Source organism: Pseudomonas sp. HMWF032 (assembly GCF_003060885.1).
GTDB lineage: Bacteria > Pseudomonadota > Gammaproteobacteria > Pseudomonadales > Pseudomonadaceae > Aquipseudomonas.
In genome coordinates this window covers 240,400-263,577 of the sequence record NZ_QAIG01000012.1, presented here as the reverse complement: position 1 = coordinate 263,577, position 23,178 = coordinate 240,400, and the positions used below count along the sequence as shown (strand labels likewise).

The window sequence follows — 23,178 nt, the reverse complement described above, 5'->3', positions numbered from 1 at the left end:
TTGGCCAGGCCGCCGCCAGCAGGCGACACGGCAGAGCCAATCACATCCGCACACCTACTTAATCAGCAGCGCTGTTCTCCCTCAACCCCAGGCAACAGCCCATTGGCGAAAACAGAAAACCCTCGGGAATCGCTTCACCGAGGGCTTCTGTTGAGTCATGGCCCAAGTGCCTAGGGCACCCGGAGCATCGCCTGCACTTAGTGCGCCAGCAGCGAACCGCCTGTCTTGCCAACCAGTTTCTCTGGTTTGATCAGGAAACGTGCCAGTGCCGGCAGTAGCAGCAAAGCACCGAACATGTTGACGATAAACATGAAGGTCAGCATCAGGCCCATGTCGGCCTGGAACTTGATGGCCGAGAAGATCCAGGTCGCTACGCCAATCGCCAGGCACAGACCGGTGAACAGTACCGCCTTACCGGTGGACTTGAGCGTCTGATAGTAGGCCTCTTGCAACGGCAGACCAGCGCGCAGGAAGCTTTCCAGGCGGCTGTAGATGTAGATGCCGTAATCCACACCGATACCGACACCGAGCGCGATAACCGGCAACGTGGCAACCTTCATGCCGATGCCCAGGAACGCCATCAGCGCGTTACCCAGAATCGAGGTCAGGATCAGCGGCAACACAATGCAGATGGTTGCCGGTACAGAGCGGAAAGTGATCATGCACATCACCGCCACCCAGATATACACCAGCACCAGAATGGTCAGCTCAGAGGTGGAAATCACTTCGTTGGTAGCCGCCTCGATACCTGCGTTACCAGCGGCCAGGCGGAACTCCAGATCATCCTGGTTATTCACCTTGGCGAACTCCTGCACCGCACCCACCGCACGCTTGAGCGTCTCGGCCTTGTGGTCCTCGAGGAACACCAGCACCGGCGCGACCGAGCAATCTGCGTTGTACAGGCCGTCAGCACGGGCAATCGAGTTGTTCAACACGTCCTGGTTGCGCGACAGGGTTTCCCACTTCAGGTTGCCTTCGTTCATCCCCTTGATCATCTGGCGCGACACCGTGACCATGGAAACCGCTGACTGCACGCCTTTGGTGTTTTCCATCTTCCACATCAGCTCATCCATGGCCGACAGCGTCTTGAAGGCCGAACAGCCTTCAGGTGCCGCCTTGACCATGACAACCAGTACATCCGAACTGGTCGAATAGTTCTTGATGATGAAGTCATTGTCCTGGTTGTAGCGCGAGTCCGGACGCAGTTCAGGCGCACCCTGATCCAAGTCACCGACCTGCAGGTTGGCCTTCTGGTAGAAGAAGCAGCTGACGCCACCCACCAGCGCCAACACAACCATGAACGGCGCAACATTGGGGTGAGCAACGTTGGACAGCAGACGCCACATTGGCTTCTCGGCCGATTCATCTTTCCTGCTGCGTTCGATGGCCTTTTTGCTGATGCCCAGGTAGGAAATTGCCACCGGCAGCAGAATCAGGTTGGTGAAAACGATAACCGCCACACCGATCGACGCACCGATAGCCAACTCGTGGATCACACCAATGTCGATGATCAACAGGGTGATAAAGCCCACGGCGTCAGCCAGAATTGCGATCATCCCCGGCAGGAACAGCTGCCGGAAAGTACGCCGTGCTGCCATCAGGGAGTTTTCAGCACCGCTGGATTGCAGGGCAATACCGTTGATCTTCTGCACGCCATGGGAAATACCAATGGCGAAAATCAGGAACGGCACCAGCATCGAGTAAGGGTCGAGGCCGAAGCCAACCAGGTTCATCAGCCCCAGCTGCCAGCCCACAGCCACCAGCGTGGTAACCAACACGCCGACGGTACTGCGGATACACCAGCTGAACCAGTACAGCAGGACAAAGGTGATCAGCAGCGCGATGGCAAAGAAGCCCACGACCATCACCAGACCATCAATCAGATCCCCCACCTTCTTGGCAAAGCCGATGATATGGATCTGCACATTGGGGTTCTGCGCCTGGTACTTCTCGCGAATCTTCTCTTCCAGCTGGTGGGAGAATTTCTGGTAGTCCAGCTTGATCAGCTTGCCTTGGTCGTTCGGGTCCGGGTAGGACTCCAGCAGCGGCACATCGACGATGCTGGACTTGAAGTTGTTCGCCACCAGACGGCCAACCTGACCGGACTTGAGTACGTTGCTGCGCAACTCTTCAAGGCTTTCCGGGCTGCCATCATAGGTTTGCGGAATCACTTCGCCGCCGGCAAAACCTTCCTCGGTTACTTCGGTCCAGCGCACGCTCGGCGTCCACAGGGACTTCAGGCCAGAACGATCGACACCTGGAATATAGAACGCCTCGTCGTTGATCTGACGCAGGGTCTCCATGTATTCCTTGGTGAAGATGTCGCCATCTTTGGCTTCCACCGAAATACGCACCGTGTTGCCCAGGTTGGCCAGGTCATTACGGTGTTCCATCATGTTCTGAATGAACGGATGGCTCAGCGGGATCATTTTTTCGAAGCTGGTCGAAGGACGGATTTGCGTCGCCTGGTAGAACAGGAAAATGCTTACCAGCAAGCAGATCAAAATCACTGCCGGCCGGTTATTGAAAATCAGGCGTTCAAGAAAGCTCGCCTTGTCCTGGTGATGGTTACTCATCAAACGCTACCCCAGCTTATTATTGTTGGCCAAGACTGGCATCAGTCGACGCGGAAACATGTACGCCACCCTGCCCGACGAGGATCAGACGGCCATTGTTATCCATGGCCACGCCAGCCAAAGACAAACGATCCGGGCGATTCAGCACGCTGAAACTGCGCCCCTTGTCGATGCTGCGCAGCACACTGCCGCCGTGGCCGACAATCATGATGCTGCCATCTTTGAAGACGCTGCCATTGGCCAGGCCAAACTCCAGCTCTCCCTTGTTCGCGCCCTTGAGCGAAATACGCTCCCAGGTGTTGCCGAAGTCAGCCGAGCGAAACAGGTGACCACGCAAGCCATACACCATCAGCGCGTTTGGTTCGCCGACACCCAAGGCGCCGAACAGCGAACCCTCATAAGGGCTTTCCAGCTGTTCCCAGGTTTGCCCCCAATCCGGCGAACGGAACATCACGCCCTGCTCACCGACGATGATCAGACCGGAATCCTTCACTTCGACAATGGCATTGAGGTGATAGGCGTCCTCGTTGTCCATGCGATCGCTGACATCGTCCCAGGTCGCACCACCATCGGTGGTTGCCAGCAAGGCGCCATAGGCCCCCACCGCAAAACCGTTATTGCGGTCCTTGAACCAGACATCCAGCAATGGTGCTTCGCGTTCGAGGTCTTCGAACTGCTTCACCCAGGTGCTGCCACCATCACTGCTGGCAAGAATCTGGGCGTCATGACCGACAGCCCAACCGTGGCTATCGTCGATAAAGAAAACGGCCGTCAACATCTGCTTGGATGGCACGCTGGCCTGAGTCCAGCTATCGCCATTGTCATCGGAGTACAGGATATGGCCACGGTCGCCTACGGCAACCAGGCGCTTACCGACACTGGCAACATCAAGCAGCAAGCTGTGCTGCGCCTTGGCGGAGACTACCGACTGAACTTCGGTTTTGGCAGTTTCGGCTTGCACGTGCACAGGCGCACTGGCGAGCATCAGTATGGACAGCACACTGCACAGCGAAAGCGCTTTAGTCAGTGGCGAGTGAACGCGGAACGCCGGCGTGCAGGACGACCCCACAACATGACCGGCCTGGGTGCGCCGCATAATGGGCTCACTCATATACCTTCCCCCTTATTCTTATAGGTAGCACTACCCTAATAGCAGTCCACCTATCCTACTGAGCTTTCAAAAGGCCTGACAATCGGTGCGACGTTATGTTTTGTTAAACCAGACCGTCTACCCTGCCCTGTCCGACCCACAAATAGCAAAGGGCCGCTACAACAGTAGCGGCCCCTTGTTCAACCTACACGCGAATTAGCGCGTGCCGCGACGGCGCAGAGCAGCTGGTTTGAAGTAACCATCGTCCGGAACCGGCTGACTGAAGTCGATCGTGCTCGGCTCTTCGTTGTCCAGGTTCTGTACGTGGTAACGACGGGCCTGCAGATCGTGGAAGGTATCCAGCGCAGACCAGGTGGTCGGCAGGTCGTAGTAGTTTTTCAGGTAGGCAATCGATACGCGCCACAGCTCGCCGCGACCGTCGTACTGATCAACCACTGCTGCTTGCCAGCTGTCCTCGTCGAGGAACAGGGTACGCTTGGAGTAGATGTGGCGAGCGCCGGATTTCAGCGTGCCCTCAACGACCCATACGCGGTGCAGTTCGTTGCGGGTCACAGCCGGGTTCAAGTGACCGACCTGCAGCAGGTCCTTGTACTTGACGTCCGGGCTGGTGACTTTGTAGCTGTTGTAAGGAATATAGATTTCCTTCTTACCGATCAGCTTCCAGTCATAACGATCAGGCGAGCCGTTGATCATGTCGGTGTCGTCTGCAGTGCGCAGACCGTCAGCGGCAGCAATCGGGGTGTCATAGGCCAGGTTCGGCGCGCGGCGTACACGACGCTGACCGGCGTTATAACCCCAAGCCTGACGCGGCTCTTTCACCTGATCCAGCGTCTCGTGCACCAGTACCGCACCACCAGCCAGACGAGCAGGGCTCTTGGTGAAGGACAGGTAGTAGAACATGATGTTGTTCAGGTCGGCTGCAGTCCCTTTCGGGTTGTAGAACTTGAACATGGCTTCCTGCTGCGAGGTCACCAGGGAGTAGCTGCCGTTACGTTGCACGGCCACTTCCGAAGCGCGACGCACAATGTAGGTACCGCGGTAGCGTGCGATGTGGTTCCACAGCGCTTCTACACCATTTTGCGGAATCGGGAACGGAATGCCGCCATAGGCATCAGCAAAACCGTTACCGCCGTCCAGCAACTTGGCCGTGGTGGCATTCTTGACGGTGTTGTCATACACCCACTGCGGCGCAGAACCGGAACGACGGGTCTGATAGACCGGCATCTGGTAGCTGTTCGGGTAGGTGTTGAACATGGCAATCTGACCCGGGGTCAGGTTGGCCTTGTACTGATCCAGGTTGGCTTTGGTGATGGTGAACAGCGGCTTGTCATCAGCAAACGGATCGACGTGGTGCTGGCCTGGCGTCTTGTAAGCCGCCGGCGCCTTGGTGATGCCACCGGTCCACTCCGGGATGGTGCCTGCAGCGTTACCGGCTTTCTCGGCACCGAATGGGGTGAGGCTTGCGCCCAACTTGGCGGCTTCTGTGGGCGAAACTGCAGCCAGCGCGCTGCCAGCGGACAGCGCCAGCGCAATGGCGGCACCAATCAGCGTGTGCTTTTTCAGCATCTTGATTCTCCGTGATAAGACATCAACCGAGCGCCCGCGAGCGCTCGGTATTTTCTAGTTATGTTTAGAAGGAATACTTGACGTTCAAGCCGACGTTGTCACGGTCACGGCCCGAGTTGCTCTGGCCTGCACCCATAAACTCGGTGTATTGAATTTCAGCTTCCAGGCTGTTCAGGTAGCTGGCGCGCAGGCCAACAGTGTATGCCTTACGATCTTCGATGAAGTTGCCGGTCTGATGGCCATTGCCCTGGAAGTCATGTTTGAAGACACCGAATGGCGACAGGTTGACGCCTGCGTATACATCGTTCCAGGTACCCGACAGCACCAAGGTGTAACCATAGGCGTCACTCGATGCGCAGTCCTGCTTGGCCATCGCGGCATCTGTAGCGTAGGAGGTGTTGGCGCGGCCTGCGATGCAACGCTCGCCATTGACAGACCTGTATTTCAGGCTATCACCACGCAGGTGCTCCGAGGCGAGTTCGGCAACACCGAACAGCGAATCAAAGCTCAACACAGTGCCAAAGTTGTGGATAGCACCAAGGGACGCATTAAACGCTTCAACTCGGCGAGAGTTACTGACCTGCGAATTGCGATTAACTTGTTGACCCGCAATCAGCCCACTACCGAGACTGCCACCGCTATTATTAGCCAGAGAACCGCCCTGCAGAACGATATCACCCAACAGGTCATTCGTGGCAGAGATACCCACAGGCAGGTTCGGACGATATGCAAGCTCACCGAATACTGAAGTTTCATTCAGCGTGGTATTGAAACTGAAGCCGTACATCCGGATATCTTCGGCATACTCACGCTTAGCCTGGGTGGAGCCAAGCATATCAACAGTAGCCAAGCCACCGGCCAAGGTTTGGCATGACGGCACACCTGGAATACCTAAGTTACAACCTTGAACACCTGGAATTTGAGGAACCAGATCGATACCAGTCAGAGCAGGACTCCCAGCCAACTGGGCAAGGTCCACACCCTTATATCCATTCAGATCGGCATAGATAGTCGGCTCTTTGGCATGGTAGTTAACTAAATAAGCGCCAAATTCAGTGGAGTTCAGCTCTTCCGCAATATATTTGAATGACAATCCGTACTGACCGTCATTCTTCGCATTTAAATCATTCGTAACATCAGCAACCTTCAAGATATTACCAAATGATGTATTGACACCATCTTGGAACAGACCAGTCCCGCGAAGCAGCGGCAAGCCGGGGTTCAGAGGGTTGGCTACACCGTTATATATCGGAATAACACCCGCCAGAGCTGTGCCCGCGAAATTGTTATAGGCAGTATTACCACCCTCACCAAACAAGTCAGTCTCAGAGAAATAAGTACCAACCGGATCAATCGCCGACTCTTTCCAGTTGAACTGGTAGAACGCATCCATGGAAATATTGTCAGTCAGGCCGACGCTAAAGCTCAGCGCTTCAACCGGCACCAGCACTTCTTTAACTTCTGCGCCAGGCAGACGGAACTTGCCGGCATCAACCGGGTTGGTGGTATTTACACCACCGCGGTAGAACAGGCCTTCACCCCAGTTGAATACCTGCTTACCAAAGCGCACACCGACCGGCATGTCGGCGATATCCCAGTTACCGTAAACATAGGCGTCAAGGATTTCAGCGTTACGACCGGCCGAGTGGCGCGTGCCACGGGTGAAGCTGTCATCTTTCGGCACGTTCTGGCTTGGCTGATAGGCCAGACTGGTGTCGTAGTAGTCGTTGCGCTTATCCATGATCTGGGTGTCATAGAACGCAGTACCGCGCACAAAAGCGCCGTAGTTCTGATAAGTCACTTCCAGATCAGAAGTCACCTTGAATACTTCAGAAACCAGGCCGGTGTTGAAGTTACGGTTACCGTCGTTGGTGTTGATATCGTTGTTGGTCTTGTCCTGACCCTGTACGCGCCAAAGTTGGCCGTAGGACACGGTGGTGTCGATGGAGCCGCTGATTTCATCGTCGGCAAAACTGAATTCCACAGCTTGGGCATGCGCCGCAACCAGCAGGGGCAGAAGGCCGACAAAAGCAAAACCTGCCTTGGCAGGTGCGAAACGCAATACGGGCTTACGGGACTTAATTTCCATCGAAACGTTACTCCGTGGACAGATCATCTTTTTTGTACCCCAAACACTGGGGCACGCTATGGCCATACTGATGACGGCCTTAAATGTTGATTGGAAGGCAATCCCCCAACGCGTTGAAACGCTCCTCACGATTGGCATAACACCAAAGCAAGGTCAAAATCAGATTAACACCTGCAACCATAGTGCCAATTCAAACGAACGTATAAAAAAGTGCTGCTTACCTGAAGACCAACCAGACATCCATCTTGTGACTGATCATTCAGTAACCAGATAGCCGCTGCCTTGGCAAATTTTTCCTTTTTTGTCCTACCATCTGGCGCGATCAGTCGCCCCAGTGCCTTTTTGTACAAGCATGAGTTTCAAACAAATCGGCTGAGGTCAAGCCAAGCAGGCCACTCTAAATTGCGCAAACTTTACTTACACTTAGCCAGGTAACACCAAAAGTGTTACCCAACAAATGCAGGTAACACTTTTCAACGAAGAAAAGAGCCCAATCAAGAACCTGTAGTCCTTCGCACTGCATAGCGTTTCGCAGTATCGGTCTTTAGTGCTAGCGAAACTGTTCAGAAAACCAACAGCGTCAATACCAAGGCTGCTAACTACGCATCCATACTGTTACTGCACAACCATCAGCCCGCCAGACTCTTACTGACCACTTCATATACATCACTGGACAGCTCCCCCGAATCAAGAATGCGCTGCAGCTCAGCTTTCATTTGAGCCTGACGGGCACTGCCGTATTTGGCCCAGCGAGTCAGCGGCGCCAGCAAGCGTGACGCAATCTGCGGGTTGAGGGCATTCAAGGTAATCACCTGTTCGGCCAGGAAGCGGTAGCCACTGCCATCAGCCTGGTGGAAACCCAGCAGGTTCTGCCCGGCAAACGCACCGATCAGTGAACGAACCTTATTCGGATTCTTCAAGGTAAACGCCGGATGCTGCATCAGTTGTTCAACACGCTGCAGCGCACCCGGCAAGGCGCAGGCGGCTTGCACACTGAACCACTGATCCATAACCAGCGGGTTGTCCTTGAAGAAATCGGCAAAGCTGGCCAGGGCAGTGGTCTTTTCGGCCTCGAACGGCGAATTGACCAGCACCGCCAACGCAGTCAAACGTTCGGTCATATTGTCGGCATTCTCGAACTGCTCCAGGCAGGCCGCCAGCACTTCGGCTTTGTTGCTAAGCATCAAGTAGGACAAGGCAATGTTCTGCAGGCTGCGCCGGGCAAAATGCTCGGCCTCTGCCACATAGACACTGGCGCGGGACACCTCGCGGTTACGTTGATAGCGCTGCCACAGCAAATCGAACAGCGCGTCCGACAGTTGCTTGCGGGCAAACTCACGGGCCGCGTGGATCGCTTCAACATCGGCCACAGCACTGATTTCTGTCAGGTAGGCTTCACCGGGCAGCGAAAGCATCTCGGCGACCATGGCCTGATCCAGCGAGTCATCAGCCAACAACGTGCGGTAGGCCTCAACCAGACGCTGATCGAGCACAAGCGGTTCACCACGCTGATGCTGACCAATCAACGCCTGCAGCACCTGCACCGACAGTTGTTGCCCCGCTTCCCAGCGGTTGAAGCCGTCGCTGTCGTGCTGCATCAAGAACATCAACTGATCACGGCTGTAGGGGAAGCTCAGTTTGATCGGTGCCGAGAACCCGCGCAGCAAGGACGGCAGCGGCTTTTCCGCCAGATTGACGAAGGTGAATGCCTGCTCCGTCTCGGTTATCTGCAGCACACGGGAAGTGCCAACTGCGGCGTCTTCACTGACCAATTGCAGCGGCAGCTCACGCCCCTGAGCATTGAGCAAGGCCAGTTCGACCGGGATGACAAACGGCTGCTTATCTGCCTGCCCTGGCGTGGCCGGGCAGCTTTGGCGAAAGTGCAGGCGATAGCTGTTGGCAGCAGCGTCGTAGCTTTCACTGACCTCAAGGCGCGGCGTACCGGCCTGGCTGTACCAGCGCTTGAACTGACTCAGGTCGATGCCATTGGCCTCTTCCATCGCGCGGATAAAATCGTCGCACGTCACAGCCTGACCGTCGTGGCGTGCGAAGTACAGGTCGCTGCCTTTGCGGAAGCCCTCGGCACCGACCAGGGTGCGGATCATGCGCACCACTTCCGAGCCCTTCTCGTACACCGTCAGGGTGTAGAAGTTGGAAATTTCCATAAAGGCATCCGGGCGCACGGGATGGGCCATGGGGCCAGCATCTTCGGCGAACTGGTGCGTACGCAGATAAGCCACGTCTTCAATGCGTTTGACCGTGCGCGAGTGCATATCGGCGCTGAACTCGGCATCGCGGAACACGGTAAAACCTTCTTTGAGCGACAACTGGAACCAGTCGCGGCAGGTCACACGGTTGCCCGACCAGTTGTGGAAATACTCGTGGGCCACAACCGCTTCAACGCGCTGGTGGGCGGCGTCTGTAGCCGTTTCAGCCTTGGCCAGCACACAGCTGGAGTTGAAGATATTCAGGCCCTTGTTTTCCATGGCGCCCATGTTGAAGTCGTTGACTGCAACGATCATGAAGATGTCCAGGTCGTACTCACGGCCATACACCTCTTCATCCCACTTCATGGATTTCTTCAGGCTGTCCATGGCGTGCTGGCACTTGTCGATGTTTTCCGGCTCGACATAGATGCGCAGCGCCACATCGCGCTTGCTCATGGTGGTAAAGCTGTCTTCCACACACCAGAGATCGCCGGCAACCAGGGCAAACAGGTAGGCCGGTTTCATGAAGGGGTCTTCCCAGGTCGCCCAATGCCGACCGCCTTCTTCACTGCCGCTGGCAATCGGGTTGCCGTTGGACAGCAGCACCGGGTAGTCATGCTGCGCCGCGCTCAGGGTGGTGGTGAACTTGCTCATCACATCCGGGCGGTCGAGGTAATAAGTGATCTTGCGAAAGCCCTCGGCCTCGCACTGGGTGCAGAACATGCCGCTGGACTTGTACAACCCTTCCAGCGCGGTGTTGCTTTCCGGGTGGATGCGCACGCTGCTGTCAATCACAAAGCTGGTCGCTGTTGGCTGCAACGTCAGATGACTGTCGCTCAACTGGTAATCACCAGCACTCAGCTCGCGGTCGTCGAGCGCCAGACTGAGCAGCTCAAGCTGCTGACCGTCCAGCACCAACGGCGGCATGCGGGCGTCCGACAGACCGTTGCCGGCCGCCGGGTTGCGGCGCATCACCAGTTGCGCATGCACCAGGGTGTGATCCTCGAACAACTCGAAGGTCAGGTGCGTTTCATCAATCAGATAATCCGGGGCCTGGTAGTCCTTGAGGTAGATCATCTTCGGCTGTTCGGTGCGCATGGCTTGTGGCCCTTTGTCTGCGGCGCGCGGGCGCCGGGTTCGCGAATAAGTAACTCAGGCGGCCAGTTCGTGGACGGCCAGCTGGTAAGCGGTGTATTTGCGGATATTAATCACGCCGGTGTCGAACATCAGGTACTGGCCCTTGATGCCCAGTAAGGTACCTTCGGCCAGCGGATTCTTGTCCAGATTGAAGCTGGTGATCTTGGTCGGATAGGCCTCAATCGGATAACTGATCTGCACCACCGGCTGATCACTGAGCGGCTGAATGGCTTGAAGACCAAAGCGTTGTTGCAGCTCGGTGAGACCACTGGCGCAGGTGGCAAACAATTGCTCGCGCACAGCGTACAAATCCACCGGTTCGGCATCGCCTTTGAGCAACGCGCGCCAGTTGGTTTTGTCCGCCACCTGGCTGCGCAGCAAGTCTTCAACAAAGCCGGACTGCTGACGGGTGGCGACGCGCAAAATCGGCAGCGCTTGCATTGCGCCCTGGTCGATCCAGCGCGTGGGAATCTGCGTGGCGCGGGTGATGCCGACTTTGACGCCGCTGGAGTTGGCCAGGTAGACCACATGATCGGTCATGCAGAACTGCTCGCCCCAACTCGGCTCGCGGCAGGTGCCCGCCTCATAGTGGCAACGCTCCGGACTCATGATGCAGACGTCGCACTGCGCCAGCTTCTGCATACAGGGGTAGCAATAGCCCTGACTGAAGCTGCTCTTGGTCTTGCGTCCACAATGCGTGCAATGGATTGCGCCCAAATATTCCAGGCGCAGGGTCTTGCCGATCAGCGGGTTTACCGGCAGCAGGTCATCACCCAGACGAAAGCTGTATTGCACCGGCGCATCCAGCTGCGCCGCCATTTTGCTCAGGGCACCACGGGCCAACTCGCTCATCAGTGCAGGGTATCCGAGGACTTGAACAACAGATTGGGAATCGGCTCGGACTTGGAACTGCATTCCTGCGGGCCCATGTAACCAATGCGCTCTTCTTCCGGTAGGTTGTGGATTTCCCAGGCGATCAAGGCCTGCAAGGTCAGTTCCTTCTGTTCTTGGGTCAGCTTGCGGCCATCCGGCCATTTACCGATTTCCACAGCCAGTTTGAGGTTCTGATAAATCTCAGGGGTGATGTTTTCAATCGCTTCGAGAAAGGACGACATACGCGCCTCCAAATGCAAAGTGGCAGTTTACCAGCCTGTCACGCTACTACGCGTATCGCCGACGCGCCCAAAGACCTCCCAGCAGCCCGGTCAGACACCCGCTCAGCAAACCGCCGACGTGCGCCGCGTTGGCAATTGCACCGAATTGCAGCAACTCGAAGATGCCGGTCATGCAAATCAGCAGCCAGGCCAGCATCATCACCAATACGCCCGGCGGCAACCGATAGGCCGGCGTGGGCGCCAAGCGCTGGAAAATCCAGCAATGCCCAAGCAAGCCGTACAGCACCCCGGACAGACCACCAAACAGTGAGGGGCCAGCGTGCAGGTATTGGGCAAAATTGGCCGCAAGGCTAAACAGCAGCGTCAACCCCAGAAGCATCATGGCACCCTGACGCGCCTCGATCCGCCGACCCAGCTCCCAGTACCAGAGGCTGTTCATGGCCAGATGAAGAATACCGAAATGAATCAGCATCGGTGTCAGTAAGCGCCACCATTGGCTGCTAGCCAGGGTTTCATTCAGGTAAGCAAGATAGATGTGGTCATCCTGAATGCGAAAATCGACAAAGCTAAACCAGCGAATTGTCGTGTAATTCTCACCTGTACCAGTGACAGCAAAGACTAAGAAGGTCAGTGCCAGCATCATGGCAGTCAACGGACTGCTTTTCAGCTGTTGGACAAAGCCCGGAGCGGCCTGCACAGAAGCCGGTGATGGCTCAAGCAATACCTCGGCATCACCCTGTGGGTAGCGCCCATAAAGCTCACGCACCTGCTCGGCCAACGGCTCTCCCTGCACCCAGAGCACCTGCTCGCCTGCCTCTTCCGCAACCCGGTGCGGCACCTGCAAGCGTTGCAACAAGGTAATAAAACCTGTCAGATCGACATCCTCAGGCAAACGCATTGCCGCAACAGCACTCATGGCCGCGCCTCCGGACTGTCGACATCGACCCAGACAAACTTGCTGGCCTCCAGGCGCTCTTCCTGGTCAAGCCGATAGGCCACCAGTTTGCCGTTCAAGACGGCGCTGTAATCCAGGCAGGCCAGGTTGCTGCGAATCGGTGCAGGCTTGCCGCTGCGCCAGTAGTGGCCAACAAACAACAGTGGCTGATCGGCACCGTATTTAAGCAGTTCGGTTTTCTGCATCTCACTGAGCGGCATCTGCGCCGCCAGTTCCGGCAAGGCATCGGGCTGAAAGACGATATCGCCGTAGGTCTGCGGGTCTTCTTCCCAGAATTTGGTACGGAAATGCGCGCGGGTAAAACCGTCGTCGCTGGTCAGGGTCATGCCGTGTGGCAGGCGCATGTCGGTGCCGCGCAGCAGGCGATCCAGCGCGGTGTTGGCAAAGCTGCCGTATACAGCCGCCTGCTGCAGGAACTCTTCATCAATACAGCCATCGGCAAACTGCGCCCGCAGCGGCTCGATCAGGCTGTCGTCCCAACAGGCGTGGACCACCCGGAACCGTCCGGCATCAATAAACAGCGGCAACGCGTAGAACCAGTCGAGAAACGCCTGCCACTCAGCCGGGTAGGCGTCGAACTGCTCCAGGGTTTCCTTGATCAACCGCGCATGCCGCGGGTTGTGTTCGCGAACGAACTGCCGTCCACTGCCCGGCGCCGCCGGCGTGCTCCAAGCCAAGGCATTGAATTCGTGGTTACCCATGATGCACAGGGCCTGCCCGGCGCTGACCATGTCACGCACCAGATGCAGGGTTTCGCGGATCCGCGGACCACGGTCAACCAGATCACCGAGGAAGATCACCATGCGCTGCGGATGCCGCCAAACACCGGCCTGTAACCGGTAACCCAAGGTACTCAGCAGGCGTTCCAGAGTTTTCGCGCAGCCGTGAATATCACCGATCAGGTCATAACCACGAGCAGGATCGAGGTGCATCAATCCCCTCCTCCAAGCCGGCTGCCCCAACCGAGTTTGTTGCGGCAGACCTCATAGTAGTTGTGGTCCAGCGGGTGAATCAGGCGCAGTTTCTGCGGCCGTTTGGCCACCGTGATGGTGTCTCCCGGCGCACAGGTGAAGTGGTTCTGCCCGTCACAGGAAACCAGCGGATAAATTTGCAGGTCCTTGGAGACGACGATTTTCAGCTCGCTGTTGGCATCCACCACAATCGGTCGGCTGGACAGGGTGTGCGGGTACATCGGCACGATGACGATGGCGTCCAGTTTGGGGTGCATGATCGGGCCACCGGCCGATAGCGCATAGGCAGTTGACCCGGTCGGCGTGGCGATAATCAGGCCATCAGCCTTCTGGCTGCAGACGAACTGACCGTCGATATACAGCTCGAACTCGATCATCTTGGTGGATTTGCCGGGGTGCAGCACCACATCATTCAGGGCGTCGCCCTGGCCGATGGCTTCGCCGCTGCGCCGCACCTCGGCTTCCAGCAGAAAGCGGTTTTCGGTCAGGTAATGCCCTTCCAGCACCTGAGCAACCTTCACCTCCAACTCATCGGGGCGAATATCGGTAAGAAAGCCCAGGCTGCCTCGGTTGATGCCCAACACCGGCACCTTATGTCGCGCCAGAGCGCGGGCAGCACCCAGCATGCTGCCGTCGCCGCCAACGACGATCACCAGGTCACAGACCTCCCCGAGAATCTTCCGCGAGGACGTCTGCAGACCATGCCCCGGCAGCACTTCAGCGATGGTGTCTTCAAGGATCACGTGCAGATGACGAGCGAGCAGAAATTTCTTCAGCCGGCGGATGGTGTCGAGAACCTGGGTGCTGCCCAGCCGACCGATGATGCCGATATTACGAAATTGCTCCATGGTGCTCCCGCCAGGCTCTGGATCTAGAGGGCCAGATTATGGGCGAAAGCCCATGGCAGCAGCAAACCGCCGTCCGGCTCTGCGCTATGCTCGCCACATGACGCCCTTTCCCTCACTCACCGACCTGCCCTCGCAATTGCGCCAGCCCGCCGTGCGTGACCTGGCCTGGGCGTTGCTTTCACCGCCCCTGCTGGAGCAGAGCGCCTGGCCACAGCGTTATCCTCTCAAGGCCAGCGCCTGGAGCCAGCAACCGGAGGCGCTGGCTGACTGGTTAATAAGCCTGGATGCCGACAGCCAGCCCCTGCAGCAATGGCTGAGCCAAAGCTCGGTACGTCGCCTGGGGCTTTACTACGAGCGCCTCTGGCAGTTTGCCCTGCATGCTGCACCGGGTATCGAAGTGCTGGCCGCCAACCTGCCCATCCGCCAGCAGGGTCACACCCTAGGTGAGTTGGATATGCTGCTGCGTGACGAGGAAGGTGTGCATCACCTCGAGCTGGCGATCAAACTGTACCTAGGCCAGCAACAGGCCAGCGGCAGCAACCTGGCCGACTGGCTCGGCCCTGGCAGCCACGACCGCCTGGATCTCAAGCTGACACATTTGGGCCAGCACCAGTTGCCCCTTTCAGCCCGCCCCGAAGCCCAGCAGCGGCTGGCGGAACTGAATATTCGCTCGCCCAAGGCCGCATTGTGGTTAGGCGGTTACCTGTTCGCCCCCTGGCAGCAGTCGTACGCTGCCCCCCTGACCGGCAACCCCGCGCATCTACGTGGACGCTGGTTGCATCGCGCCGACTGGGCGCGTTTTGCCGCACAGCACGACGGCCACTGGCAGCCGCTGGCACGGCACGCCTGGCTGGCACCGGCACAGATCGAAGAAGGACAGCGGTGGTCGCGCGAGCAATTCAAGCAATGGTTGACGGCGCTGCCCGCAGACGCCAATGCGCAGCTGCTTGTACGTTTGGTCGAGGGCTCAGAGCACAGCTGGCAGGAAGCTGAGCGGGTATTTTTGGTCAACGATCACTGGCCGACGCAGCCGGCCAGCTAGTTCAGAGACTGCGTTCGGTACGCCCGCCCGAGCGCGCCAGATAACCCGAGCCGCTCTCGCACAGCAAGGCATCACGCTGCACCGCCGGCAGGGCATCCACTCCATCGCGCAGGGCATAGGCGCTGTACCCCAGTTGCGAAAGGAGAAACACGGCACTGCTACTGCGCTTACCGCTGTCGCAGTAGCACAGGTAGGTGCGCCGCTTATCGAGCAAACGGGCTTTCAGGCGCAGCAACTGCAGTGGCATGTTCAACGATTGCAGCGCATGGGCGCGCTCATATTCGTCCTGCAGACGCACATCCAGCCATTGCGCCCCCGCCGCCAGCAAACGCGAAGCCTCCCCCAACGACACCTCATCGACCACCGGCGCCTTGAGTAGGGCGAAGAAGTCCTGACGATCCAGGCGCAGCACCACGCCATCGTCCAGCATGGTGACCGTGGCATTGCGCGGGCTGTCGGCCAACAAGGCCTCCTCACCAAAGCAGGCACCAATCTCCAGCTCAGCCAACACCTGCTGAGCGCTGCCTGCGCCGCGAATCACCTCAGCACGGCCATTTTTCAGGAAGTAACAGCTATCGCCCACATCCCCCTCTTGCAGCACGGTACTGCCGACCGGTAACTCGATGCGCTGCAGGCGCTCCAGCATCGCACGCACATTTGAGGGCGGCACCTTGGCAAACAATGGATTTTCCAGCATCCGCTCCAGCCACTCGACCTCTTCATGGTTCTGCCCCAGCTCCAGTAACAGGTCGTGATAGGCCAGACGCCAAGTCAGCAGGCGGTTGAGGGTTGCAGTATCCAATGCCAGCACACTGACATCCGTTATCGCACGCGCCTCGTGCAAACGCGGCAAACTTGGCGACAACGGGTGGCAACTGGCTTCACTGCCAGCCTGTAATCGCTGCTCCTGACCATCAACCGACTGCAGCAGCAACTCGCCCGCCAGCAGGTAGTAGGTCAAGCGCGCCTGATCCCCCGAGCGAAACAGCAACTGCCCCGCCAGCAATGGCTGCGGCACCAGCTGTGAACGCAGCTCGCGCCATTGCTGCTCGGACAGCACGTTGAGTGGCGTCAGGCTACGCAACTGTTCGGGATTGAGGGGTTCGCTCATGGAATATCCAGGCTCCGCTGGTGGAATTCAGTTTAGCCGCGTTACGCCTGTGTGCTTCGCCAACGCTGCCAAACGGCCTTGCAAGCCTCCGGTATGGACGAACACCAGGCGACTGCCGCGAGCAAAGTAACCGGCCTCGACCTGCTGGCGCAATGCCATTAACGCCTTAGCGGTATACAGCGGCTCCAGCGGAATACGGCTGGCGGTTTCAGTCGCCTGCATGAAATCCAGCAACGCGTCATCCACCTGCGCAAAGCCACCCCGACAAGCCTCATGCAGGTGATAGCGCCCTACCGGTCGCTCAGCCGCCTGCAGAATCGCCTGTACTTGCTGCTCGACGCCGTGATCGGCCGGCACAGCCAGAGCGCCATGCACAGGACGCTCGGTCGATTCACCCAGCAGCAAGCCAGCCAGGGTGGTGCCGGTTCCGGCCGCCAACCACCAGGCGTCATAGTCCGCCCACCCCAATACGGACAACTGCTCGCGCACTTGCTGCACCAGGCTCATGCAGCCCAAAGCGCCCGGCAGACCACCACCACCCTCCGGCAGCGCGTAGAAATGTGGATAGTGCGCCTGCCAGGGCAACCAGAAATCGGCGGCATGCCGAGCTCGATAACCGGCATAGCCCAACCAATGCAACTGCATACCAAATGCCTGTAGATCACTGACCGTTGGCGTTTGCTGCGGATGGCCGCGCAGCAGCCCGACCGTCTGAAAGGCAAAGCGCTTACCGGCGGCAGCCAATGCATGAAGATGATTGGAATGGGCACCACCCAGGCTGATGACACCCGCAGCCCTGCCATTCTGGGCGGCGGCCAAGTGCTGGGAGAGCTTGAACCACTTGTTACCGCTGATCAGCGGGTCCAGCAGGTCCAGACGCAACACCGCCAACTCAATCCCGGCCGCCTGGGCCCAATCCAGCGGCAACGGCTGCAAGGGCGCCCAGGGCGCCCAGTCTGGCAGAAGGACAGACAAGGCTAACTGACAGTACGCAAACGGCTACTGGCCTTGTGCCGTGCACAGCAGCTGGATTCACCCTGGACAAACCGGCTGGGCGTATCGATACGGTCAATCGGGATGGCACAGCGTTCGCCACTGGGCAGCAATGACTCACAACTGGGTTGCTGATAGTGTGCCAGCCAATGCCGGTATTGCTCTTCACTGACAAAACACTTGACCGCGGCATAGGCCAACGGATTGTCCTGATAGGTGGCAATATCCTGCAGTGGGATGGTCAGGTGCCCGGCCCCCGGGTGATAGACCACAAACACCACGCCGAGCTTGGCCAAACGCTCAAGAATCTGCTCGCCACCCTGGCTGGCCAGTTCCGTGTAAGCGCTCTTGAGCCGGTTGATCTCTTGTAACGCCTGGGTGTCCTGCTCGCTACGGTAGGCCAGCTCAACATCACGAATGGCAATCTGCTCTTTGTACTCGATCACGGCAGCGGCAATCTTGGCCTGCATCTCGCTCTCGAACTGGGCACGCAGGCTGTCGGTTTCACTGCGCCCATCACGTTCCAGCTCACGCAGTTGTGCGGTCATTTCCTCGCGGGACCGCTGGAAACTCACAGCCTGTGCGGCCAATTGGGCTTTCAGTGCCGCATTGTGCTCTTCCTGCTGGCGCAAGGCCTGATGCAAACCCTGAATCTGCGCCTGCAGGTTCTTGCTCTGCTCGTCACTGGCCAACTTGAACTTGGCCAATTCTTCTTCATGCTGCTGGGTCAGGCTGCTGATGCGCAGGCGTTGCTGCTTGATCAACTGCGCCGTTTTCAGGCGGTGCTCCTGGTCAAGCTTGTCACTCGCCCTGAGCGCATCTTCCTGCGCCAGATCGGGCGCATACCATTTGTCCTCGGAGGCCATCTGCAAGCGCTCGGGCGCAACGGCCGCAGGCAGTTCATCTTCCACCAGCAGACCCAGGCTGTTGCGCTTGACCACATCACGCAGCAACGCCAGATCATTGTTGCCGGGTACCAGGCTCGGGTCCCAGAGGTGCATCTGATGCCAGGACACCGGACACTGACTGCGGCACGCCAGACGAATCGGCCCAGCCCCCAGGTCCGGCCCGCGTCCTGCGCGCTCAGCCAGGTGCTGCAGAGGGATGTTCCAGCCAGAATCCGGCGCACCCTTGTCATCGAAATCCAGGTAGAAGAACACCAGTGACTTGATCAGCAAACGCGGGTTGATCAGCGCATAAGCCACACGCATCTGCTGGTCAGCAAACTCCGGCATGTTCACCACACCGTCGAGCAGCGCTTCGAACTCGGGGAAAAACATTTGCTTGCAGATGCCGCCGCGCTCACTGAAGAACAGTACGGCCTCGACCATCTGCGGCTTGCTCTGCATGCTCATTGGTTTTCCTCTAGGCCGAAACGGCACGATCCGCTCAGCTGTGACGCATCGTGCACATGCTGCGCAAAAATTGGCGCGCATAGCAAGACTGACAACATTCTGACGGGCCAAGCAAGACCTGCGGAGCAGACGCTGCACCCTTAGCTCAGGCAAGTCTAGGGGATAAACCAAGGCCAGCAATGTGACTGGGTTGGCAGTCACCCTGACAGCCAGCCGCTAAAAACCGACCGACAGGGCGAAACTGTGATGGATTTGGTGCAACGCGTCAGGCTTTGGCCGCCGCCAGAAAAGGGGCCAGGCGTCGGCCCATTTCATCACCCAAGGCCTGCAGGCCGCTCATGGGGCGAACCATTACTTCGAAATCGACAATCTTGCCGCTTTCATCAAAGCGAATCATGTCGATGCCTTTGAGCTCGCGCTCCCCCACCTTGGCGCTGAACTCCAGCACCACGTTGAGGCCATCAGCACTGGCCAGCTCGCGGTGGTAAGCAAAGTCGACAAACACCTTGCTCACCGTATTCAAAATCAGCGACACCACGGGTGCGCCGGCATAAGGCTTGTACGCCATGGGCGAGCGGAACACCGCCTGCGGGTGCAAGAGTTCAGGCAACGGACTCAAGTCATTGTTCTGCATCAGGGTGTGCCAGCGCGCCAGGGTGGCAGCGGCGGCCGGTTGCAGTTGAGCATTCTCAGTCACGGGCTTCTCCTTATTGTTGTGAGCCACATGCAAAAAGCCCCGCACAAGGCGGGGCGTCTGTTATCAGAGTTCGGCAGCGAGGCGCGAGCCCTGGTTGATTGCGCGCTTGGCATCCAGCTCGCTGGCGACATCGGCACCGCCAATCAGGTGCACGACCTGGCCGGCGTTTTCCAGGCCTTCCTGCAGTTCACGCAGCGGGTCCTGACCGGCGCAGACGATCACCGTATCCACCGGCAATACCTGCGGCTCGCCACCGGCGATGCTGATATGCAGGCCGGCGTCGTCGACCTTGAGGTACTCGACCGCGTTGAGCATCTGCACGTTCTTGTTCTTCAGGCCGGTGCGGTGAATCCAGCCAGTGGTTTTGCCCAAGCCGTCGCCGACCTTGGATTTTTTGCGCTGCAGCAGGAACACCTCACGCGCCGCCGGATGCGGATGGGCCTGCACGCCCGCAACACCACCGCGGGCTTCCAGGGCGGTGTCGATGCCCCACTCCTTCCAGAACTCGTCGCGGTTGAGGCTGGTCGCTTCGCCTTGATGAGTGATGAACTCGGAAACGTCGAAGCCAATGCCGCCCGCACCAATCACCGCCACTTTCTGGCCGACTGGCTTGCGCTGCAGAATGGCGTCCAGGTAGCTGATCACCTTGGCGTGCTCGATGCCCGGAATGGCTGGGGTGCGCGGCGCAATACCGGTGGCCAGAATGATTTCGTCGTAGCCACCCTTGGCCAGGTCATCGGCCGATACGCGGGTGTTCAGGCGCAGATCGACACCCGTGGTTTCCAGCTTGCGCTTGAAGTAGCGCAAGGTTTCAAAGAACTCTTCCTTGCCCGGCACACGCTTGGCCACGTTGAACTGGCCGCCAATCTCGCTGGCCGAATCGAACAGGGTCACGCTGTGGCCACGCTCGGCAGCAACCGTGGCCGCGGACAACCCGGCAGGGCCAGCGCCGACCACGGCGATTTTTTTCACCGTGGTGGTCGGGATGTAGTTCAGCTCGGTCTCATGGCAGGCGCGCGGGTTGACCAGGCAGCTGGTCAGCTTGCCGCCGAAGGTGTGGTCCAGACAGGCCTGGTTACAGCCGATGCAGGTGTTGATCTCATCACTGCGACCGGCAGCGGCCTTGTTGACAAAGTCCGGGTCGGCGAGGAATGGGCGCGCCATTGAGACCATGTCTGCGTCGCCTTCAGCCAGCACCTGCTCAGCCACTTCCGGGGTGTTGATGCGGTTGGTGGTGATCAGCGGAATGCCGACCTCGCCGCGCAGCTTGGCGGTAACCTTGGTGAAGGCCGCACGCGGTACCTTGGTGGCGATGGTCGGGATACGCGCTTCGTGCCAGCCAATACCGGTGTTGATCAGGGTCGCGCCGGCTTTTTCGATGGCTTTGGCCAACAGGACGATCTCGTCCCAGGTGCTGCCGCCTTCAACCAGATCCAGCATCGACAGGCGATAGATGATGATGAAGTTAGGGCCAACGGCCTCACGCACGCGGCGGACGATCTCCACCGGCAAGCGCATGCGGTTTTCGTAGCTACCACCCCAACGGTCGGTACGGTGGTTGGTATGAGCAGCGAGGAACTGGTTAATGAAATAACCTTCCGAACCCATGATCTCCACACCGTCGTACTCGGCCTGCTGGGCCAACACGGAGCAGTTGATGAAATCCAGAATCTGCTTCTCGATGCCCTCCTCGTCCAGCTCTTTGGGCTTAAACGGGTTGATCGGCGCCTGAATCGCGCTCGGCGCGACCGATTTCGGGCTGTAGGCATAACGGCCAGCGTGGAGAATCTGCATGCAGATCTTGCCATCGGCTTCGTGCACGGCGCGGGTCACGATCTTGTGCTTTTCCGCCTCTTCCGGAGTGGTCAGTTTAGCTGCGCCGGAATACACGCCGCCCTCATCATTCGGGCCGATACCACCCGTCACCATCAGGCCAACACCGCCACGGGCGCGCTCGGCGAAGTAGGCCGCCATGCGCTCAAAACCATTCGGCTTTTCTTCCAGCCCGGTGTGCATCGAACCCATCAGGGTACGGTTCTTCAGCGTGGTAAAGCCCAGATCGAGCGGGGCCAGCAGGTGGGGGTACTGAGCAGTCATGAAAATCTCCACATCGGGTGTTGGCTGTTCACGGAAATGCCGCAGCCTCTTGCTGGGTGCGGTCGATAGGGTCTAGACGATAATCAGCCGGGCCGGACGTCTCAATGACTAAAAATAACAACTTATTGATCATAAATAGCAGTGCAGCTTGGCAAAGCCCTGGCACTTACCTACCCTGACGCCATTGCACCACCTGAGCAAAACAAGGCAGAACCGGGCAATGAAAAGCACACGGGTCAAACTGGGCGATCTTTCCGTCGGCTTTGTCGATAGCCTGGCCGATGCCATGCGCCATTGCGCCCAGGATCCACAACCGCTGCTCGACAGTTATGGCCTGGATGCCGCGCGCCTGGCCGAACCGCGCGCGCGGCTGTCGATCCCGCGTTATATGCGCCTGGGCCATAGCGCCATCCAGCAATGCGGCGAACCCGGCCTTGGCCTGCTGATGGGGCAAACCAGCCGCCTGAGCCAACTGGGCCTGGCTGGCGTGACGGCGATGCAGGCACCGACCGTGCGGGAAGCGGCGCGCGCGCTGATTCGCTTTGAGCCGCTGTATGCCAGCAACTACCGTGGCCAATCCAGTCTGCATGAAGACGCTCAGGGCGCCTGGCTGCGCTTCTATTCGATCAGCCCGTACAACGCCTACAACCGCTTCGTGGTCGACTCGGTGCTGGCCAGCTGGACGCAACAGCTCAGCAAGCTGGCGCAGCAGACGCTGCCCGTGGAGAAAGTGCAGATTGAATTTCCCGCGCCCGTTTATGCTGCGCAGTACAGCGAATTGTTTGCCTGCCCAATAGAGTTTGCCAGTGAGCACAACCAGCTGCGCCTGAGCCAGCAGAGCCTGAACTTACGGAACCCCGAACACTGTCCGAGCACCTGGCGGCACTTGCTAGAAATCTGTGAACGGGAACTGACGCAGTTGACCCGCACCCGCAACTTGCGCGAGCGCATTACTCAGTTGCTCGGCCCGCTGCTGCACGGCCGCGAACCGGACCTCGCCGAAGTAGCGGCGCGCTTACAGCTACCGACCTGGACCCTGCGGCGCAAGCTGGCCGAGGAAGGCACGCAGTTTCGCAGCATCCTCAACGACACCCGCCGCGACCTGGCCATGGCCTATATCCGTGACACCGAACTGGCCTTCGGCGAAATCGCCTACCTGCTTGGTTTTGCCTCCGCCGAAGCCTTCCAACGTGCGTTCAAACGCTGGAATCAGCAAACCCCAGGCGAATATCGCCGCGAGCAGCGCCGAGCGCTCTAACAGCACTAAAAGGATCAGAGTTCGGTGGCGTCTTCGTCACGCTCCGGCAC

General features: G+C 58.5%; 17 protein-coding genes. 2 read left to right on the top strand and 15 right to left on the bottom strand.

What is annotated here, in order from left to right; all coding sequences use genetic code 11:
- Window positions 1–197 precede the first annotated feature (197 nt).
- From DBR00_RS17155 to DBR00_RS17110, 10 genes are all read right to left on the bottom strand, one after another.
- Complete coding sequence (locus tag DBR00_RS17155) at window positions 198–2,576, bottom strand: RND family transporter (RefSeq protein ID WP_108486104.1); 2,379 nt, start codon at window positions 2,574–2,576, stop codon at window positions 198–200.
- Between the two features lie 19 nt (window positions 2,577–2,595).
- Window positions 2,596–3,687 (bottom strand): WD40/YVTN/BNR-like repeat-containing protein, encoded by a 1,092-nt coding sequence (locus tag DBR00_RS17150; protein ID WP_371920673.1) that lies wholly within the window; start codon window positions 3,685–3,687, stop codon window positions 2,596–2,598.
- A 195-nt stretch (window positions 3,688–3,882) separates the two neighbouring features.
- Complete coding sequence (locus DBR00_RS17145) at window positions 3,883–5,253, bottom strand: DUF1329 domain-containing protein (protein WP_108486106.1); 1,371 nt, start codon at window positions 5,251–5,253, stop codon at window positions 3,883–3,885.
- A 64-nt stretch (window positions 5,254–5,317) separates the two neighbouring features.
- Complete coding sequence (locus tag DBR00_RS17140; RefSeq protein WP_108486107.1) at window positions 5,318–7,342, bottom strand: DUF1302 domain-containing protein; 2,025 nt, start codon at window positions 7,340–7,342, stop codon at window positions 5,318–5,320.
- 629 nt (window positions 7,343–7,971) lie between these two features.
- Window positions 7,972–10,647 (bottom strand): aminopeptidase N, encoded by a 2,676-nt coding sequence (gene pepN / locus DBR00_RS17135; RefSeq protein WP_108486108.1) that lies wholly within the window; start codon window positions 10,645–10,647, stop codon window positions 7,972–7,974.
- A gap of 54 nt (window positions 10,648–10,701) precedes the next feature.
- Window positions 10,702–11,538, bottom strand: a complete 837-nt coding sequence (locus DBR00_RS17130) for a DUF2797 domain-containing protein (RefSeq protein ID WP_108486109.1) — start codon at window positions 11,536–11,538, stop codon at window positions 10,702–10,704.
- Window positions 11,538–11,801, bottom strand: a complete 264-nt coding sequence (locus tag DBR00_RS17125; protein WP_108486110.1) for a YeaC family protein — start codon at window positions 11,799–11,801, stop codon at window positions 11,538–11,540. The genes DBR00_RS17130 and DBR00_RS17125 overlap by 1 nt, the downstream gene beginning before the upstream one ends.
- A 46-nt stretch (window positions 11,802–11,847) precedes the next feature.
- Window positions 11,848–12,717 carry a rhomboid family intramembrane serine protease gene (locus DBR00_RS17120; RefSeq protein WP_108486111.1) on the bottom strand — a complete coding sequence of 290 codons (870 nt, stop codon included), beginning with the start codon at window positions 12,715–12,717 and terminating at the stop codon, window positions 11,848–11,850.
- On the bottom strand, window positions 12,714–13,688 hold the full coding sequence (locus DBR00_RS17115) for a metallophosphoesterase (RefSeq protein ID WP_108486112.1): 975 nt from the start codon (window positions 13,686–13,688) through the stop codon (window positions 12,714–12,716). The genes DBR00_RS17120 and DBR00_RS17115 overlap by 4 nt, the downstream gene beginning before the upstream one ends.
- Complete coding sequence (locus DBR00_RS17110) at window positions 13,688–14,575, bottom strand: NAD(+) kinase (RefSeq protein ID WP_108486113.1); 888 nt, start codon at window positions 14,573–14,575, stop codon at window positions 13,688–13,690. Before DBR00_RS17110 ends, DBR00_RS17115 begins: the two co-directional genes overlap by 1 nt.
- Window positions 14,576–14,672: 97 nt before the next feature.
- Here DBR00_RS17110 and DBR00_RS17105 point away from each other — a divergent pair, with 97 nt between their 5' ends.
- Window positions 14,673–15,617, top strand: coding sequence for a DUF1853 family protein (locus tag DBR00_RS17105; protein ID WP_108486134.1), 945 nt, complete (start codon window positions 14,673–14,675; stop codon window positions 15,615–15,617).
- Between the two features lies 1 nt (window position 15,618).
- Here the strand turns inward: DBR00_RS17105 and DBR00_RS17100 are convergent, their stop codons facing one another.
- The 5 genes from DBR00_RS17100 to DBR00_RS17080 form a co-directional block, all read right to left on the bottom strand.
- Complete coding sequence (locus tag DBR00_RS17100; RefSeq protein ID WP_108486114.1) at window positions 15,619–16,728, bottom strand: cyclic nucleotide-binding domain-containing protein; 1,110 nt, start codon at window positions 16,726–16,728, stop codon at window positions 15,619–15,621.
- 27 nt (window positions 16,729–16,755) lie between these two features.
- Window positions 16,756–17,703, bottom strand: coding sequence for a 1-aminocyclopropane-1-carboxylate deaminase/D-cysteine desulfhydrase (locus tag DBR00_RS17095; protein WP_108486115.1), 948 nt, complete (start codon window positions 17,701–17,703; stop codon window positions 16,756–16,758).
- Window positions 17,704–17,705: 2 nt separating this feature from the next.
- The gene (locus DBR00_RS17090; protein ID WP_108486116.1) at window positions 17,706–19,076 is read right to left on the bottom strand and encodes a chromosome partitioning protein ParA; all 1,371 of its coding nucleotides are present in this window, start codon (window positions 19,074–19,076) and stop codon (window positions 17,706–17,708) included.
- A 265-nt stretch (window positions 19,077–19,341) separates the two neighbouring features.
- Window positions 19,342–19,710 (bottom strand): polyketide cyclase, encoded by a 369-nt coding sequence (locus tag DBR00_RS17085; RefSeq protein ID WP_108486135.1) that lies wholly within the window; start codon window positions 19,708–19,710, stop codon window positions 19,342–19,344.
- A 126-nt stretch (window positions 19,711–19,836) separates the two neighbouring features.
- On the bottom strand, window positions 19,837–21,870 hold the full coding sequence (locus tag DBR00_RS17080) for an NADPH-dependent 2,4-dienoyl-CoA reductase (protein ID WP_108486117.1): 2,034 nt from the start codon (window positions 21,868–21,870) through the stop codon (window positions 19,837–19,839).
- Between the two features lie 220 nt (window positions 21,871–22,090).
- Between DBR00_RS17080 and DBR00_RS17075 the strand changes: the two genes are divergently transcribed.
- A complete protein-coding gene (locus DBR00_RS17075; RefSeq protein ID WP_108486118.1) occupies window positions 22,091–23,128 on the top strand; it encodes an AraC family transcriptional regulator in 1,038 nt (345 codons plus the stop codon).
- Window positions 23,129–23,178: the final 50 nt, after the last annotated feature.

Excerpts from the sequence above, each read along its gene's own strand:
- DBR00_RS17155 (WP_108486104.1), bottom strand. The coding sequence starts at position 2,576 with ATGAGTAACCATCACCAGGACAAGGCGAGCTTTCTTGAACGCCTGATT.
- DBR00_RS17150 (WP_371920673.1), bottom strand. The coding sequence starts at position 3,687 with ATGAGTGAGCCCATTATGCGGCGCACCCAGGCCGGTCATGTTGTGGGG.
- DBR00_RS17145 (WP_108486106.1), bottom strand. The coding sequence starts at position 5,253 with ATGCTGAAAAAGCACACGCTGATTGGTGCCGCCATTGCGCTGGCGCTG.
- DBR00_RS17140 (WP_108486107.1), bottom strand. The coding sequence starts at position 7,342 with ATGGAAATTAAGTCCCGTAAGCCCGTATTGCGTTTCGCACCTGCCAAG.
- pepN (WP_108486108.1), bottom strand. The coding sequence starts at position 10,647 with ATGCGCACCGAACAGCCGAAGATGATCTACCTCAAGGACTACCAGGCC.
- DBR00_RS17130 (WP_108486109.1), bottom strand. The coding sequence starts at position 11,538 with ATGAGCGAGTTGGCCCGTGGTGCCCTGAGCAAAATGGCGGCGCAGCTG.
- DBR00_RS17125 (WP_108486110.1), bottom strand. The coding sequence starts at position 11,801 with ATGTCGTCCTTTCTCGAAGCGATTGAAAACATCACCCCTGAGATTTAT.
- DBR00_RS17120 (WP_108486111.1), bottom strand. The coding sequence starts at position 12,717 with ATGAGTGCTGTTGCGGCAATGCGTTTGCCTGAGGATGTCGATCTGACA.
- DBR00_RS17115 (WP_108486112.1), bottom strand. The coding sequence starts at position 13,688 with ATGCACCTCGATCCTGCTCGTGGTTATGACCTGATCGGTGATATTCAC.
- DBR00_RS17110 (WP_108486113.1), bottom strand. The coding sequence starts at position 14,575 with ATGGAGCAATTTCGTAATATCGGCATCATCGGTCGGCTGGGCAGCACC.
- DBR00_RS17105 (WP_108486134.1), top strand. The coding sequence starts at position 14,673 with ATGACGCCCTTTCCCTCACTCACCGACCTGCCCTCGCAATTGCGCCAG.
- DBR00_RS17100 (WP_108486114.1), bottom strand. The coding sequence starts at position 16,728 with ATGAGCGAACCCCTCAATCCCGAACAGTTGCGTAGCCTGACGCCACTC.
- DBR00_RS17090 (WP_108486116.1), bottom strand. The coding sequence starts at position 19,076 with ATGAGCATGCAGAGCAAGCCGCAGATGGTCGAGGCCGTACTGTTCTTC.
- DBR00_RS17085 (WP_108486135.1), bottom strand. The coding sequence starts at position 19,710 with ATGCAGAACAATGACTTGAGTCCGTTGCCTGAACTCTTGCACCCGCAG.
- DBR00_RS17080 (WP_108486117.1), bottom strand. The coding sequence starts at position 21,870 with ATGACTGCTCAGTACCCCCACCTGCTGGCCCCGCTCGATCTGGGCTTT.
- DBR00_RS17075 (WP_108486118.1), top strand. The coding sequence starts at position 22,091 with ATGAAAAGCACACGGGTCAAACTGGGCGATCTTTCCGTCGGCTTTGTC.